The following is a 15906-nucleotide window of genomic DNA, read 5'->3' on the forward strand; positions in this document are numbered from 1 at the left end:
CGCGATGCAGACAATGCGCTCTTCAAGAAAACCGCGTTGCCCGCATCGCGGGCAAGCCTTGCTCCCACCGGTGCCTCATTCGCCATTGAGATCCTAGGCTCTGTTTGAAAAGTCTTGAGACGAAGGTCAGGCAAGGCGAAAACCGCCGAGGAACGGCCGGGGTCGCGCTCGACTTTACTGGAGTAAATGAGCATTCCGAGGCGGTTTTCAACGCAGCATCACCGAGTATCAAGGCTTTTCAGGCAGAGCCTAGTGCTCGATGTGCTCATCCGGCCGCTTTTCCCGCCGCCCATCCTGCTTCGACAACTGCGAAAAAATCGTCGCCGCCAGCATTGCCATGATCCCCACCGTCACGAACGTCAACTGGAACGCCCCCAGCACGGTGTCCACGCCGTCGTTGCCGACCTGGGCGGTGAAGCCGCCGAGCAGGGCGCCGGCGCAGGCCACGCCGAGGCTCAGGGACAGTTGCGCGACCACCGACAGCAGGCTGTTGCCGCTGCTGGCGCTGGCGTCGTCGAGGTCGATGAGGGTCACGGTGTTCATCGCGGTGAATTGCAGCGAGTTGATCGCCCCCAGCACTGCCAGTTGCGCCAGCAGCAGCCAGTACGGTGTCTGTTCGCTGACCAGGCCCATGCTCGCCAGCATCAGGCCCAGGGCCAGGGTGTTGCCGGTCAGGACGATGCGATAGCCCAGGCGTTCGATCAACGGCCGGGCCACGGACTTGGCGAGCATCGCGGCGGCGGCCAGGGGCAGCATGCTCATCCCGGCCTGGGACGGCGAATAGCCCAGGGCCACTTGCAGCAGCAACGGCACCAGGAATGGCAGGGCACCGCTGCCCAGGCGGGCGAACAGGTTGCCGAGAATGCCCACGGCGAAGGTCCGGGTCTTGAACAACGACGGCGGGAACAGCGCGTTCTCGACGTGCCCGGCCCGCAGCCAATAGGCCGCCAGGCAGGCCATGCCGCCGAACAGCAGCAACATCACCCGCAGGTGTGGCAGATGCAATTCACCCAGGCCCTCCATGGCGATGGTGATCAACACCATCGCCGCGCCGAACAGCAAGAAGCCCAGGCCATCGAAACGAGTGCGCTCGCTGCCACGCAGGTCGGGGATGAACTTCCACACCGCGTAGCAACCGATCACGCCCACCGGCAGGTTGATGATGAAGATCCAGTGCCAGGTCAGGTATTGCACCATCCAGCCGCCCATGGTCGGGCCGATCAGTGGGCCGAGTAGCCCGGGAATCGTAATGAAACCCATGATCCGCACCAGTTCCGAACGCGGATACGCCCGCAGCACCACCAGCCTGCCCACCGGCAGCATCAGCGCGCCGCCCAGGCCCTGGACCACCCGTGCGCCGACCAGCATGGTCAGCGAACTGGACAGGGCGCACAGCAATGAGCCGAAGCTGAACAGCAGGATTGCCCCGAAGAAGATCTTCTTGGTGCCGAAACGATCGGCGATCCAGCCCGAGGCCGGGATCAGCAGGGCCACGGTGAGCATGTAGGCAATGATCACGCCCTGCATGCGCAGCGGGTTTTCCGCCAGGTCGCTGGCCATGGCGGGCAGGGCGGTGTTGAGGATGGTCCCGTCCAGGGATTGCATGAAGAAGGCGATCGCCACCACCCATGGAAGCCAGCGGGCGGTGACGGCGTCGAGCGGTTCGCGGTTGGGCATGGGGCCTCTTGTTTGTGTTCGGGTGTCTGTTAGCTTCATCGCGGGCAAGCCTCGCTCCCACAGGTACGGCACACATTCTGTGGGAGCAAGGCTTGCCCGCGATGCTTTTTACAGGGTCAATGTCAGCCGCTTGACCAGCGCCCCCGGCAACAGCATCGAGGCCGTGGCCCGTTGGCTGTAGGTGCTGGCCGAGAGCAGCAGTTCCCGTTCCCGGGTCAGGCCTTCGAGTTGCGAGCCCAGCAGGCTGTAGGCACTGTCGTCGAAGCGCATGGTGCTGACCGGTGCCACGATCTGGCCGTTCTCGACCCAGAACGTGGCGAAGCGGGTCATGCCCGTCAGGCGCGCGGCCGGCTGATCGGAGTAGTTCAGGTACCAGAGGTTACTGATGTACAGCCCGGTGCCGAGGCGTTCGAGAATGTCCGCTTGCTCCAGTTGCCCCTCTTCCATGACCAGCGCCGTGGGGTACTCGTAGCTGCTCGAACCGTTGGCGGTGAGGCCGTATTCGGCGGCGCTGCGCGAGTTGACCAGCCGGGCGTTGGCGCTGCCCTTGGCGATCAGCGCCAGGTCGTCGCGGGGATAACCTTCATCGGAAAACGCCGGGCTCAAGGAGCCGCTGACCTGCTCGCTCAAGCACACGCAAGGGCTGAAGCTGGCCTCGTCGGCGTAGAACTTTTGCAGCGGGCTCTGTTTGCTGGCGATCGCCCGGGCGGAGAAGCCGCCCCAACTGAGCATGCCCATGATCTCTTCCAGGGCGGCCGGCGCCAGGTAGGCGCGGTATTCGCCGGGCGCCAGCGTGCGCAGTGGGCGACCCAGGAACGCCAACTGCTGGCGGGCCTGTTCGAAGCGCCGGGCAAACCCGTCGCTGCTCCACTGCTGGCCGGCGTAACTGGCTTTGACCGCCTGGCCGTTCTCATGGAACAGGCTGAAATCGAAGTTGAAGCTGTTGGCCTGGTGCCAGCCGAACGCCCCCGACGAACTGGCGAACCCGCGGCTGATAGGCCCGGCGGCGTAGAAACCGACCAGGTCCAGGCCTTCGGCGGCGCGGCTGATTTGCGCCACGGCCTGCTCGGTGTCCGGCAGCGGATGATCCTGCACGTTGTCGCTCTGCCAGTGGTTGTGGTTGAGCAGCAGGTACGGATCGCGGGGCAGCAGCGGCAGGGTTTCGCGCAGCTGTTGCAGACCTTCGGACAGGCGTTGCAGATCGGTCCCGGCGTCGCCGGACAAGGTGATCTGCAAGTCGGCGTGGCGGCCGTCATCGATCAGTTTGAGACTGACGTTGGCCTGTTGCACATGCCCGGCCTGGCGGACCTTGCCATGGTTGAAGCGCACGAAGGCCGAGGATTCGGCGGCGTAGCCGAGGGTGAATTGTTCAGGCGTATGCAACGCACTGTGCAGCCAGTCGACCAGGGCCTTGAACGCCTCGGCCTGATTATAGACAGTGCTCATCAGGCATCCCCCCCAAACACATCAACGTTGCTGAATACGCAGGCCGGCGACGCGTGCCCGACGCGGATGACCTGGTTCGGTTCGCCCTTGCCGCAGTTGGGCGTGCCCAGCACCTGGCGGGTACTGGCATCGCCCACGGCGCGCAGGCTCTTCCAGAACTGCGCGGAAATGCCCCGGTAGTTGGGGTTTTTCACCACGCCCTTGAGCTCGCCGTTTTCGATCAGCTGGCCCCATTCGCAGCCAAACTGGAATTTGTTGCGGGCGTCGTCGATGGACCAGGAGCGGTTGGTGCGCATCAGCACACCCTGTTCGATGCCCTGGATCAGTTGCGCGAGGGATTGATCGCCCGGCTCGATGTTCAGGTTCGCCATGCGGTCGATGGGTGGGCGGTTCCAGCCACAGGCGCGGCTGTTGGCGACGCCGCTAAGCCCCGCGCGAAACTGCGACAGCGCGCCGCCCAGCGGGCGCAGCAGCAGGCCTTCACGGATCAGGAATTGTTTGCTGGCGGCGCTGCCGTCGTCGTCGTGGCTATAACTGGCCAGCTCTTCGGGAATGTCCGGATCGAAGGTCACGTTCAACAGGCTGGAGCCGTATTGCAGGTGCCCGAAGTCGCTGGCCTTGACGAAGCTGGTGCCGGCGTAATTGCGCTCATCCCCCAGGATCCGGTCCAGTTCCAGCGGATGGCCGATGGATTCGTGGATCTGCAACATCATCTGGTCGGGCATCAGCAGCAGGTCCCGTGGACCTTGCGGGGTGTTCGGTGCCAACAGCAGTTGCAGGGCCTGGTCGGCGATCTTCGGACCGGCACCGATCAGGCCGCAGCGGCTGATCACATCGAAGCCACCCTGCTGGCCGAAATTTTCCCGGCCCAGGGTGCGGGTCTGGCTGTCGTGGCCATCGAAGGCGGTGACTTCCAGCGCCGGGTAGACAAAACGCTGGGCCTGGCGCAGTTCGGCGCCGGCACTGTTGAGGTAGATCTGTTCGACCTGCGTCAGGCCGATGCTGGCCTGCCAGTTCACCAGTCGCTCGTCCACCGGCACGGCGGCGGATTCCGCGCCGAGCAATTCATAGCAGTCGCTCAGGGAGGGGAAGGCCTGGTCAAAATGCGGCGAGAAGTAATCGGCACGGTCGCTGGACACTGCTTGCTCGCGCAAATCCAGCAGTGCATGGGGCTTGAGGCGGCGGGCTTGCTGCTCCGCTCGCTCCAGCGCCGCCTGCAGGCCGGCCTGGGACAGGTCGTTGGTGGCGGAATACGCCTCGACGCCATTGACCCGCACGGTGAGCATTGCCCCCTCGTCACGGCCCAGGCTCGGTGGTTCGGCGACGTTCTTGCGTACCGACAGATGCTGGCCGGACTCGCGCACATAACGCAGGGAAAAGAATTCGGCGCCCGTGCGCAAGGCAGCAAAGCGCTGCTTGAGCTGGGGGTGGAAGTCGAACATGGAACCTCCTTGTCTGAAGTGGCGATTGCTGCGAGGTGCGGTGCTTTGACGCGGCGGCTTTTCATACAAAGCCTAGAGTAGGCCTGGGCGGGGGAGGGAACAAGGGATACAGGGGGGACGCTATCGCGAGCAGGCTCGCGATAGCGGTGCGGCGTGTTACCGGGTTGTAGCCCCGACTTCACGCAGTGGCTTGCCTTTCACCGGGGCGCCGTCGGCGACGTAGTACGGCGCGGTACTGCGAGGCAGGGGCTTGCGACCACGGATCCTGTCGGCGATTTTCTCGGCCATCATGATCGTCGGCGCGTTCAGGTTGCCGGTGGTGATGATCGGCATGATCGAGGCATCCACCACGCGCAGGCCTTGCAAGCCATGCACGCGGCCTTCGCCATCCACCACCGCCATGTCGTCGGTGCCCATCTTGCACGAGCAGGATGGGTGGAACGCGGTTTCAGCGTGTTCGCGGATGAATTTATCCAACTGCTCGTCGGTCTGCACCTCGATGCCGGGGCTGATCTCGTGACCCCGGAACGCGTCGAGCGCCGGTTGCTGCATGATCTCGCGGGTCAGGCGGATACCGTCGCGGAATTCCTGCCAGTCCTGCTCGGTGGCCATGTAGTTGAACAGGATGCTCGGGTGCTGGCGCGGGTCCTTGGATTTCGCCTGGATCCGGCCACGGCTTGGCGAACGCATGGAGCCCATGTGCGCCTGGAAGCCATGTTCCTGGACACCGTTGCTGCCGTTGTAGTTAATCGCCACCGGCAGGAAGTGATACTGGATGTTCGGCCACTCGAATTCCGGGCGGGTGCGGATGAAACCACCGGCCTCGAACTGGTTGCTGGCGCCGATGCCGGTGCCGTTGAACAGCCATTCGGCGCCGATGGCCGGCTGGTTGTACCAGAGCAGCGACGGGTACAGCGAGACCGGTTGGGTACAGGCGTATTGCAGGTACAACTCCAGGTGATCCTGCAAGTTTTCACCGACGCCCGGCAGGTCGTGGACCACGGGAATGTCGAGGCTTTGCAGCAATTTGGCCGGGCCGACGCCGGAACGCTGGAGGATCTGTGGCGAGGCGATGGCGCCGGAACACAGCAGCACTTCCTTGCGGGCGCGGGCTTCGACGCGTTCTTCAGCGGCGCCCACCAGGTAGCGTACGCCGGCCGCGCGCTTGCCTTCGAAGAGGATCTTGTCGGTCAGCGCATGGGTGACGATGGTCAGGGTCGAGCGCTTCTTGGCGATGTCCAGGTAACCACGGGCGGTGCTGGCGCGCCGACCCTTCGGCGTCACGGTACGGTCCATCGGGCCGAAACCTTCCTGCTGGTAGCCGTTGAGGTCTTCTGTACGCGGGTAACCAGCCTGTACGCCGGCCTCGACCATGGCACTGAACAGTGGGTTGTTGCCAGCCTTGGGCGTGGTCACGCTGACCGGGCCGTCACCGCCGTGGTAGTCGTTCGGGCCGATGTCCCGGGTCTCGGCTTTTCTGAAGTAGGGCAGGCAGTCCAGGTACGTCCAATCCTCGAGGCCTGGCAACTTCGCCCAGTTGTCATAGTCCAGGGCGTTGCCGCGGATGTAGCACATGCCGTTGATCAGCGACGAGCCACCCAGGCCCTTGCCGCGACCGCACTCCATGCGGCGACCGTCCATGTGCGGCTCCGGGTCGGTCTCGTAGGCCCAGTTGTAGCGCCGACCTTGCAACGGGAACGCCAGGGCGGCGGGCATTTGTGTACGGAAATCCAGGCGATAGTCCGGGCCGCCGGCTTCGAGCAGCAGGACGGTGACGCCTTCGTCTTCGGTGAGGCGGGTCGCCAGGGTGTTACCGGCCGAGCCGGCACCGATGATGATGTAGTCGAATTCTTGGGACATGAAATGCACCCTCTTTTAATGGGTTCAGGTCAGGGCCGGGGAGTGCCTTGCACTCCATCGCGAGCAAGCTTTGCTCCCACAGGTCTCTGGTGGACACAACAGTTGTGTTACAGCAGATTCCTTGTGGGAGCATGGCTTGCCCGCGATGACGGCCTCGCAGGCGCCGCAGAAGCTGGGCCTTAGAACACCGAGGCGTAATCGCCCAACTCGACCTGTACCGATTTGATGCGCGTGAAGTTGTTCAGTGAACTGATGCCGTTCTCGCGGCCCACACCCGATTGCTTGTAGCCACCGACCGGCATCTTGGCGTCGGATTCGCCCCAGGCGTTGATCCAGCAGATACCGGCTTCCAGTTGATGGATGATGCGGTGGGCGCGGTTCAGGTCGCGGGTCACGACGCCGGCGGCCAGGCCGAAGTCGGTGTCGTTGGCGCGGCGGATCACTTCTTCTTCGGTTTCGTAGCTGAGGATCGCCATGACCGGGCCGAAGATCTCTTCGCGCACAATGGTCATCTCGTCGGTGCAATCGGTGAACACGGTCGGTGCGACGAACGCGCCCTTGGCGAATTCGCCGTCGGTCAGGCGCTTGCCGCCACACAGCAGGCGTGCGCCTTCAGCCTTGCCCTTCTCGATGTAGCCCAGCACGCTCTCCATGTGGGCGAAGCTCACCAGTGGGCCGAAGTTGGTGTTTTCGTCCTCCGGGTTGCCGATGCGGATGCGCGCCACACGCTCGGCGATCTTGGCTTCGAAGGCAGCCTTGAGGTGGCTTGGCACGAACACGCGGGTGCCGTTGGTGCAGACCTGGCCGGAGCTGTAGAAGTTGGCCATCATCGCGGTGTCGGCGGCGCGGTCCAGGTCGGCGTCGTCGCAGATGATCAGTGGCGACTTACCGCCCAGTTCCATGGTCACGTCCTTGAGGGTCGAGCCCGAGGCGCTGGCCATGACTTTTTTGCCGGTGTCGGTGCCGCCGGTGAACGAGACCTTCTCGATGCGCGGGTGCTCGGTCAACCAGGTGCCGACTTCACGGCCGCTGCCGGTCAGTACGTTGAACACACCCGGCGGCACGCCCGCTTCGGTGTAGATCTCGGCCAGCTTCAGGGTGGTCAGCGAAGTGACTTCGCTGGGTTTGAAGATCATTGCGTTGCCGGCCGCCAGGGCCGGTGCGGATTTCCACAGGGCGATCTGGATCGGGTAGTTCCACGCACCGATCCCGGCCACGATGCCCAGCGGCTCGCGACGGGTGTAGACGAACGAGGTATCGCGCAACGGGATCTGCTCGCCTTCGATGGCGGGCACCAGGCCGGCGTAGTATTCGAGCACGTCGGCGCCGGTGACGATGTCGACGTAGCGGGTTTCGGAGTAGGCCTTGCCGGTGTCCAGGGTTTCCAGGGCGGCCAACTCGTCGTTGCGTTCGCGCAGGATTTCCACGGCGCGACGCAGGATGCGCGAACGCTGCATGGCGGTCATGGCGGCCCAGACTTTCTGGCCTTTTTCGGCGCTGGCCACGGCGCGCTCGACGTCTGCGAACGTGGCGCGCTGCACTTGGGCGAGCACTTCACCGTTGGCTGGGTTGATGGCTTCGAAGGTGGCGTCGCCGCTGGCATCGCTGTACGCGCCGTCGATGTAGAGTTTTTGCAGTTCGAAACGGGCCATAAAGTCCTCGCAAGTGCATAAGTGGTTGGCTGACCACCGAGCGTGTCGTTTTATTGCTGACTACGCGCTTGGGTGGCGGTTCAGGAGTCGAGCGGTTCTGTGTGCTCTGGCACCCCTGCCTTGGTCAGTTGGAAATCCATGTATTCGTAAGCGATGCGGTGCGCCTGAGCGGTGTCGAACGCGTCGCCCGACAGCGCTCCGCGCAGCCACAAACCGTCAATCAGGGCGGCCAGGCCCCGTGCCGCGTTGCGTGCCTCGTCGAGGGGCAACACGCGGCGGAACTGGCAACACAAGTTGGAATACAGACGGTGATCGTTGATCCGCTGCAACCTGTGCAAAGACGGGTGATGCATGCTGGTGGCCCAGAAGGCCAACCAGGTTTTCCTGGCCGGGCCACTGACCTGGCTGGCGTCGAAGTTGCCTTCGATGATCACCTTCAGGTGAGCCCGTGGGCTGCTATCCACCAACGCCAGGCGGCGTGCGGTGACGTTCTCGCTCAGGACCGTCATCAGGTACTGGGCAGTCGCTGCGATCAGGCCGTTCTTGTCCTGGAAGTAGTGGCTGATGATGCCGTTGGAAACGCCGGCCAAACGAGCAATCAACGCGATGCTGGCATCCCCCATGCCGACCTGATCGACCGCTTGCAACGTGGCATCGATCAATTGCTGGCGGCGAATGGGTTGCATACCGACCTTGGGCATCTGGACCTCTTTCTTTGAATCATCCGGCAGGCGCCGGCTTCGTGAACGCAGTCTATTTTGTTTTAATTGAACGTTCAATCAATAAAAAAGAAGTAAAGCAAAACCCTGTGGGAGCGAGCAAGGCTCGCCCCCACAGGGTTGAGGATCAGCCCAGGTTCTTGCCTAGCAATGCGTGGTACAGCTCGCTGTCACCGAGAATCCCGACGACCTTCTGGTTGTCGTGAAGCACCAGTTTGTTGCCGGTCTGGTAGCGGATCTGCAAGGCTTCGCGCATGCCGATGTTGGAGTCCACCAGGGTCGGACGGCGACCCAAATCTTCGACCGCTTGGCCTGGTACCCAGTTTTGCAGGTCCAGTGCCGCGCCGTTCTGCCGTGCGCCCTTGATGGTGTTGCCCTCGGCCAGGTCGAGCCAGGAGTCGCCGCCCGGATCCAGGCACACCGAACCGTTGATGCGCTTGCAGTTGTCCAGGGTGCGCATGAGGCTGCGGCCGCAGAGCACGTTGAGCGGGTTGGTATGGGCGACGAAGGTACGCACATAGTCGTCCGCCGGGTTCAGCACGATTTCTTCCGGCTTGCTGTACTGGATGATCTTGCCGTCTTTCATGATCGCGATACGGCTGCCCAGTTTCAGGGCTTCGTCCAAGTCATGGCTGACGAACACGATGGTCTTGTGCAGCTTGCGTTGCAGTTCCAGCAACTCGTCCTGCAGGCCTTGGCGGATCAGCGGGTCGAGGGCCGAGAACGGTTCGTCCATCAGCAGGATGTCGGCGTCCATCGCCAGGGCACGGGCCAGGCCGACCCGTTGCTGCATGCCGCCGGACAACTCGTCGGGTTTCTTGTTGCGCCACTGGGTCAGGCCCACCAGTTCAAGCTTGTCGTCGACCAGCTTGCGGCGTTCCTTTTCCGGCCGGCCCTGCATTTCCAGGCCAAAGCTGATGTTCTCGCGCACCGTCAGCCAAGGCATCAGGGCGAACTTCTGGAACACCATGGCGATACGCTTGGTGCGCATCATCTTCAGTTCGGCGGGGGTGCAGGAGGCGATGTCGATCTGCCGCCCTTCGTGCTCGACGAACAACTTGCCACGGCTGACGGTGTTCAAGCCGTTGATGCAGCGCAGCAGGCTGGATTTGCCAGAGCCGGAAAGGCCCATCAGTACACAGATCTCGCCTTTCTCGATGGACAGGCTGGCTTTTTCCACGCCGACGATCAGGCCGGTCTTCTGCAGGATTTCCGGGCGCGAAAAGCCTTGGTCAAGCAGGTCCAGCGCAGCCTTTGGACGGGCGGAGAAAATGACGTCGACGTCTTCGAATCGAATGATGCTCATGCGTCACCCCCTACTTTTGCGTCGGGTTGTTTGCAGATTCGGTCGAGCATGATCGCCAGCAATACGATCGCCAGGCCGGCTTCGAAGCCCAGGGCGATATCTGCGGTGTTCAGTGCGTTGACCACGGGTTTGCCCAGGCCGTCGGCACCCACCAGGGCGGCGATTACCACCATCGACAGCGACAGCATGATGCATTGGGTGATACCGGCGGCGATGCTTGGCATCGCATGGGGCAGCTCGATGCGCGACAGCAACTGGCTACGGGAGCAGCCGAAGGCTTTGCCGGCGTCCATCAGTTCGTCGGGAACGTCGCGGATACCCAGGTAAGTCAGGCGGATGGGTGCGGCAATCGCGAACACCACCGTGGAGATCAGGCCTGGGACGACACCCAGACCGAAAAGGGTCAGGGTAGGAATGAGGTACACGAAGGTCGGAATGGTCTGCATCAGGTCGAGCACCGGACGCATCACGGTGTAGAACACCGGTTTGTGCGCGGCAACGATGCCCAGCGGTACGCCGATCACGACACAGACCAGGGTGGCGAACATCACCTGGGCCAGGGTTTCCATGGTCTCCTGCCAGTAACCCAGGTTCAGGATCAACAGGAACGAGGCGATGACGAACAGCGTCAGGCCCACTTTGCGCTGGATGAAGTGTGAAAGTGCCGCAATCAGGCCGATCAAGGCCAGGGGGTTGAACCAGACCAGCGCAAACGTCACGCCGTGAATCATCGTTTCGAGGGACAGGGCGATCAAGTCGAAGAGGCTGGCGCCGTGTTGCGTCAACCATTCCACGAAAGCCGCCATGTACTGGCCTAAGGGTATTTTCTGATCAATGAGCATGGTAGTGAACGTCCGCATGCAAGGAATAAACAGCCCGGGCGAGCGAACTCGCCCGGCATAAGCACGTTACTGGGCGAGCTTGGCTTTCACGGCCTCCAGGCCTGGTTTACCGTCAATGGTGGTCACGCCAGCGAGCCAGGTATCGAGCACCTGTGGGTTCTTTTTCAGCCAGGCCTTGGCGGCGGCCTCGGGCTTCATCTTGTCGTCGAGCACGTTGCCCATCAGCGAGCTTTCCATGTCGACGGTGAATTCAAGGTTCTTCAACAACTGGCCGACGTTGCTGCATTCCTGGCTGTAGCCCTTGCGGGTGTTGGTCGCCACGGTCGCCGCACCGAAATCGGCGCCGAAAAAGTCATCGCCGCCGGTCAGGTACTGGATCTTGAAACGGGTGTTCATCGGGTGTGGCGCCCAGCCCAGGAACACCACGTCGGTGCCGCGTTTAGAGGCGCGGTCGACCTGGGAAAGCATGCCCGCTTCACTCGACTCGACGACCTTGAAGCCGGCGTCCTTCAAGCCGAAGGCGTTCTTCTCGATCATGCTCTGGATCAGGCGGTTGCCATCGTTGCCGGGCTCGATCCCGTAGATCTTGCCGTCGAGTTCTTTCTTGAATTTGGCGATGTCGGCGAAGTCGTGCAGGCCTTTGTCATACAGGGCCTGGGGAACGGCGAGGGTGTACTTGGCGCCCGTGAGGTTGGTGCGCACGGTTTCCACGGTTCCGGCATCGCGGTAGGCCTTGATGTCGTTCTCCATGGTTGGCATCCAGTTGCCGAGGAATACATCCATGTTCTTGCCGTCGGCCAGGGACTTATAGGTCACCGGAACGGAAATCATGGTGGTCTTGGTCTTGTAGCCCAACGCCTGGAGAACCACGCTGGTGGTGGCCGTTGTCACGGTGATGTCGGTCCAGCCGACGTCCGAGAAGTTAACGGTGCTGCACTGTGCGGGGTCTGCGGCGTTGGCCAGCATTGGAAGACTCAACATGGCGGCCAACAACAACGGCTTGGAACCTTTCATGGGTGGACTCCTGGTGTTTTATCGGCGGTGTCCGCTCGGGACAACCGCGCGCTTATGGGATGTTGCGGTTGGTGGCGCGTGGGCAATCTCTTGACACGCGGCCTTGCAAACGAGCCGTAACTGATCATGTACCAGTGCAAATCCGACGCCTACAGGGATAGTCGTATCCAGTACAGGGAGGGTCGCATCCAGTGTTGGTGACGTCGTTTACAGATTTTTTCAGCCCCCGGCGGGCCTTTGAAACGCGAAAAAGCGGCGCAAAACCGGGCTGAAGGGTGGGCGGCGTTGCTGGGCATGATTGCGTCGGTGTCAGACGTCGAACCCCTAGGCAAAAGCCGGATGATGCGGCCATCCCGGCGTTGAGCGTAGCAGCTCCGTCACCGGTCGCTCCTGCGTCCGGAAGTGCCCTGTTCTGGAGATTTTCGACAATGGCAATCAGCGTGTTCGACCTGTTCAAGATCGGTATCGGCCCGTCCAGTTCCCATACCGTTGGCCCCATGCGCGCGGCGGCGTTGTTTGTCCAGGCGCTTCGGGAAAAGGCTCTGCTGCACGAGGTGCGCCGGGTAGAAGTGCAGTTGTTCGGCTCGCTGTCGGCCACCGGCATCGGTCACGGCAGCGACACGGCAGTGATCATGGGCCTGATGAACGAATGGCCGGATGCAATCGACCCGTCGCAGATCGCCCCGCGCATCGCGCAGTTGCGTGAAACCGACACGTTATTGCTGGACGGTCACCTGCCGGTGCCTTTCGTCTGGTCGCGGGACATGCGCCTGCTCGACGAGAACCTGCCGTTCCACCCCAACGCGATGACATTAATAGTCGAGGGCGACAACGGTGAGTTGCATCGCGACACCTACTATTCAGTCGGCGGTGGTTTCGTCGTCGACCAGGCCCAGGCGTCCAGCGGTGTGGTGGACCTGGATGACACGGTGCTGCCTTATGATTTTTCCAGCGCCGAAGAACTGCTCCAGTTGTGCCGCACCCATAACCTGCGGGTCGCCGACCTGATGATGGCCAACGAGAAGGTCTGGCGCTCGGAGGAGGGAATCCGCAGCGGCCTGATGAAACTCTGGCGGGCCATGCAGGATTGCGTCGAGCACGGCCTCAAGCACGAGGGCATTTTGCCCGGTGGCTTGAATGTGCGGCGGCGTGCAGCCAAGTTGCATCGCAGCCTGCAAGAGTTGAACAAGCCGAACGTCATCGGCTCGACCTTGAGCGCCATGGAGTGGGTCAACCTGTATGCCTTGGCGGTCAACGAAGAAAACGCGGCCGGCGGGCGCATGGTCACTGCGCCGACCAATGGCGCGGCGGGGATCATTCCAGCGGTGCTGCATTACTTCATGAGGTTCAGTGAAGCGGTGACCGACGCCAACGTGGTGGATTATTTCCTCGGCGCGGCAGCGGTGGGCATCCTGTGCAAGAAGAACGCTTCGATCTCCGGTGCCGAGGTCGGCTGCCAGGGCGAAGTCGGTTCGGCCTGCGCCATGGCGGCGGCGGGATTGGCCGAGGTGCTTGGCGCCACGCCGGAACAATTGTGCAATGCGGCGGAAATCGGCCTGGAGCATAACCTCGGCCTGACCTGCGATCCGGTGGGCGGCCTGGTGCAAGTGCCGTGCATCGAGCGCAACGCGATTGCCGCCGTGAAAGCGATCAACGCCGCACAAATGGCGCTGCGCGGTGACGGCCAGCACTTCATTTCCCTGGACCGGGTGATCCGCACCATGCGCGATACCGGTGCCGACATGCATGACAAATATAAAGAGACATCGCGCGGCGGCCTGGCGGTCAGCGCGGTGGAGTGCTGATCGAACCCGGGGTTCGGTGGGAACAAGGCCAGCTTTGTTCCCACATTGTCTCCCACAGATGATTCACTTTTTCAGCAGATCGAAACCGCTCGTTAAATGAACACCGAGCGGAAAAACGCCACCTTTTAGCGCGTCGCAAACAGACAAGTTGGCTGGGCGGGGCGCGTCTGAGTCTTCGCTTGACCGTCCGTCCTTCGCTCCGGTGGTGATACCCGTAGCGCAAACGCCGCAGCCCAGTTCCCACAAGTGCTACCGAACTGCTCACAGTTTGCTGTGGCAGGTGCCAGACGGCGTTTGATCGCGCCTATAACCCCACTCGACGCACGCCTTATATAGACGGGCCGAGATGTCGTTTTCAGGATTTATCGAACGCCTATTCAAATTTAGGCATGGCATTTGCTGTATTGCTGTAAAGCCCAACGCTTGTGAAAAAAGCCCGGGGCCATAACCAATAAAAAGAGCCTGAGCCTGAGGCCATTACCCGCTTTGTGTGAGGAGATACCGCGATGACGACGTCCAACTCCGGGGCCCAACCCCAGAACCGTGCGCCTCAATCCATTGGCTTTTTGCTGCTGGACAATTTCACGCTGATTTCCCTGGCGTCTGCGGTTGAACCGCTGCGCATGGCCAACCAGTTGTCCGGTCGCGAGCTGTATCGTTGGACCACCCTGACCGTCGACGGCGGGCAGGTCTGGGCCAGTGACGGATTGCAGATCACCCCCGACGCCGCCATGCACAAAGCACCAAATCTGGACACCGTCATCGTCTGTGGCGGCATCGGCATCCAGCGCACGGTGACCCGCGAGCACGTGTCATGGTTGCAAGGCCAGGCCCGTCAGTCCCGTCGCCTTGGCGCAGTGTGCACCGGCAGTTGGGCCCTGGCCTGCGCTGGCCTGTTGGACGGTTTCGATTGCAGCGTGCACTGGGAATGCCTGGCCGCGATGCAGGAAGCCTTCCCACGGGTATCGATGAGCACGCGCCTGTTCACCCTCGACCGTAATCGTTTCACCAGCTCCGGCGGCACGGCGCCGCTGGACATGATGCTGCACCTGATCAGCCGCGATCACGGCCGTGAACTGTCGGCGGCGATTTCCGAAATGTTTGTCTACGAACGTATCCGCAACGAGCAGGATCACCAACGCGTGCCGCTCAAGCACATGCTCGGCACCAACCAGCCGAAGTTGCAGGAAATCGTGGCGCTGATGGAAGCCAACCTCGAGGAGCCGATCGACCTGGACGAACTGGCGGTGTATGTCGCGGTGTCCCGGCGTCAGCTGGAGCGGTTGTTCCAGAAATACCTGCACTGTTCGCCGTCGCGCTACTACCTCAAGCTGCGGTTGATTCGCGCACGGCAATTGCTCAAGCAGACGCCGATGTCGATCATCGAAGTGGCCTCGGTGTGTGGCTTCGTTTCCACGCCACATTTCTCCAAGTGCTACCGCGAATACTTTGGCATCCCGCCGCGCGATGAGCGTGTAGGTTCGAATACCACGCAACAAGTGGCGATGATGCCATTGCCGCAGGCCATCGTGATGTCACCGTTGTCCGGCCCGCTGTCGGCGTTGAGCCAGGCGCGCAATGAGTCGACGTTTGCCAGCGTAAGGTTGTAAACCGAGGCGCCTTTATCGCGAGCAAGCTTTGCTCCCACACAAGCGTTGTTCCCTCAGGTGTTCGATTGAGCCCGTGGGAGCAAAGCTTGCTCGCGATTGGGTTCTCAGGCGCTGTGGTTCTGCTGATACTCAGCCAGTGCCGGTAACAGCTGCTTGTCGATCGCCTGGCGCACGACCGGCAGGATGGTCGCGCTGCTGGTGTACATCTCCTTGACCATCCTGCGCAGTTCATTGGCGCGAGCCCTGTCCAGACCCCGTACCGCGCATTCGCAGGCCTGCTCGGCCGTGGAGCCACTGGGTATCTGCAGCCCGAGGGCCTTGAGCTGGCCCAGCAGGTCTTCCTGGTCGATCAAATCGGCGTGCATCATGACGCTTTTCCTTGTTCAGGGATTGGGGTCGTGAACCGATTCTGGTAGCCACCCGAAGCGGCGGCAAGGGCAAATTGTCGCAATGGCCCGGATACCTATGAACAGGTCGTTTTCGGTTAACTCGAATGAACGAACAGGGGGCACACTGATCCCAAGCTGAATCAC

Annotated in this window: 12 protein-coding genes; 2 read left to right on the plus strand and 10 right to left on the minus strand. The window is 62.2% G+C overall.

Annotated elements, in window-relative coordinates:
* Window positions 1-249: 249 nt before the first annotated feature.
* From mdtD to N4Q37_RS10295, 9 genes are all read right to left on the minus strand, one after another.
* On the minus strand, window positions 250-1716 hold the full coding sequence (gene mdtD / locus N4Q37_RS10255; protein ID WP_260957572.1) for a multidrug transporter subunit MdtD: 1467 nt from the start codon (window positions 1714-1716) through the stop codon (window positions 250-252).
* 69 nt (window positions 1717-1785) lie between these two features.
* A complete protein-coding gene (locus N4Q37_RS10260; RefSeq protein ID WP_260957574.1) occupies window positions 1786-3123 on the minus strand; it encodes a TldD/PmbA family protein in 1338 nt (445 codons plus the stop codon).
* Window positions 3123-4565 carry a TldD/PmbA family protein gene (locus tag N4Q37_RS10265; RefSeq protein ID WP_260957576.1) on the minus strand — a complete coding sequence of 481 codons (1443 nt, stop codon included), beginning with the start codon at window positions 4563-4565 and terminating at the stop codon, window positions 3123-3125. The genes N4Q37_RS10260 and N4Q37_RS10265 overlap by 1 nt, the downstream gene beginning before the upstream one ends.
* A 156-nt stretch (window positions 4566-4721) precedes the next feature.
* On the minus strand, window positions 4722-6425 hold the full coding sequence (gene betA, locus N4Q37_RS10270) for a choline dehydrogenase (protein ID WP_260957577.1): 1704 nt from the start codon (window positions 6423-6425) through the stop codon (window positions 4722-4724).
* Between the two features lie 179 nt (window positions 6426-6604).
* Window positions 6605-8077, minus strand: a complete 1473-nt coding sequence (gene betB, locus N4Q37_RS10275; RefSeq protein WP_260957579.1) for a betaine-aldehyde dehydrogenase — start codon at window positions 8075-8077, stop codon at window positions 6605-6607.
* A gap of 80 nt (window positions 8078-8157) precedes the next feature.
* Window positions 8158-8778 (minus strand): transcriptional regulator BetI, encoded by a 621-nt coding sequence (gene betI / locus N4Q37_RS10280; RefSeq protein ID WP_260957581.1) that lies wholly within the window; start codon window positions 8776-8778, stop codon window positions 8158-8160.
* 145 nt (window positions 8779-8923) lie between these two features.
* Window positions 8924-10102 carry a choline ABC transporter ATP-binding protein gene (gene choV / locus N4Q37_RS10285; RefSeq protein WP_260957583.1) on the minus strand — a complete coding sequence of 393 codons (1179 nt, stop codon included), beginning with the start codon at window positions 10100-10102 and terminating at the stop codon, window positions 8924-8926.
* Window positions 10099-10944 carry a choline ABC transporter permease subunit gene (choW, locus tag N4Q37_RS10290; protein WP_260957584.1) on the minus strand — a complete coding sequence of 282 codons (846 nt, stop codon included), beginning with the start codon at window positions 10942-10944 and terminating at the stop codon, window positions 10099-10101. The genes choV and choW overlap by 4 nt, the downstream gene beginning before the upstream one ends.
* Before the next feature lie 66 nt (window positions 10945-11010).
* Window positions 11011-11958, minus strand: a complete 948-nt coding sequence (locus N4Q37_RS10295) for a choline ABC transporter substrate-binding protein (RefSeq protein ID WP_260957586.1) — start codon at window positions 11956-11958, stop codon at window positions 11011-11013.
* Between the two features lie 428 nt (window positions 11959-12386).
* Between N4Q37_RS10295 and N4Q37_RS10300 the strand changes: the two genes are divergently transcribed.
* A complete protein-coding gene (locus N4Q37_RS10300; RefSeq protein ID WP_260957588.1) occupies window positions 12387-13763 on the plus strand; it encodes an L-serine ammonia-lyase in 1377 nt (458 codons plus the stop codon).
* Between the two features lie 506 nt (window positions 13764-14269).
* Window positions 14270-15373: a choline metabolism transcriptional regulator GbdR gene (gbdR, locus tag N4Q37_RS10305; protein ID WP_260957591.1), complete on the plus strand. Its 1104-nt coding sequence runs from the start codon at window positions 14270-14272 to the stop codon at window positions 15371-15373.
* Window positions 15374-15477: 104 nt separating this feature from the next.
* Here the strand turns inward: gbdR and N4Q37_RS10310 are convergent, their stop codons facing one another.
* Entirely contained in the window at window positions 15478-15741 is a 264-nt protein-coding gene (locus N4Q37_RS10310; protein WP_260957592.1) for a hypothetical protein, read from the minus strand.
* Window positions 15742-15906: the final 165 nt, after the last annotated feature.

Origin of the sequence: Pseudomonas citri (assembly GCF_025336485.1) — a bacterium.
Taxonomy (GTDB): domain Bacteria; phylum Pseudomonadota; class Gammaproteobacteria; order Pseudomonadales; family Pseudomonadaceae; genus Aquipseudomonas; species Aquipseudomonas citri.

What these genes read in the sequence shown, in the direction of transcription:
- mdtD (WP_260957572.1), bottom strand. Translation starts at nt 1,716, where the DNA reads ATGAAGCTAACAGACACCCGAACACAAACAAGAGGCCCCATGCCCAAC.
- N4Q37_RS10260 (WP_260957574.1), bottom strand. Translation starts at nt 3,123, where the DNA reads ATGAGCACTGTCTATAATCAGGCCGAGGCGTTCAAGGCCCTGGTCGAC.
- N4Q37_RS10265 (WP_260957576.1), bottom strand. Translation starts at nt 4,565, where the DNA reads ATGTTCGACTTCCACCCCCAGCTCAAGCAGCGCTTTGCTGCCTTGCGC.
- betA (WP_260957577.1), bottom strand. Translation starts at nt 6,425, where the DNA reads ATGTCCCAAGAATTCGACTACATCATCATCGGTGCCGGCTCGGCCGGT.
- betB (WP_260957579.1), bottom strand. Translation starts at nt 8,077, where the DNA reads ATGGCCCGTTTCGAACTGCAAAAACTCTACATCGACGGCGCGTACAGC.
- betI (WP_260957581.1), bottom strand. Translation starts at nt 8,778, where the DNA reads ATGCCCAAGGTCGGTATGCAACCCATTCGCCGCCAGCAATTGATCGAT.
- choV (WP_260957583.1), bottom strand. Translation starts at nt 10,102, where the DNA reads ATGAGCATCATTCGATTCGAAGACGTCGACGTCATTTTCTCCGCCCGT.
- choW (WP_260957584.1), bottom strand. Translation starts at nt 10,944, where the DNA reads ATGCTCATTGATCAGAAAATACCCTTAGGCCAGTACATGGCGGCTTTC.
- N4Q37_RS10295 (WP_260957586.1), bottom strand. Translation starts at nt 11,958, where the DNA reads ATGAAAGGTTCCAAGCCGTTGTTGTTGGCCGCCATGTTGAGTCTTCCA.
- N4Q37_RS10300 (WP_260957588.1), top strand. Translation starts at nt 12,387, where the DNA reads ATGGCAATCAGCGTGTTCGACCTGTTCAAGATCGGTATCGGCCCGTCC.
- gbdR (WP_260957591.1), top strand. Translation starts at nt 14,270, where the DNA reads ATGACGACGTCCAACTCCGGGGCCCAACCCCAGAACCGTGCGCCTCAA.
- N4Q37_RS10310 (WP_260957592.1), bottom strand. Translation starts at nt 15,741, where the DNA reads ATGATGCACGCCGATTTGATCGACCAGGAAGACCTGCTGGGCCAGCTC.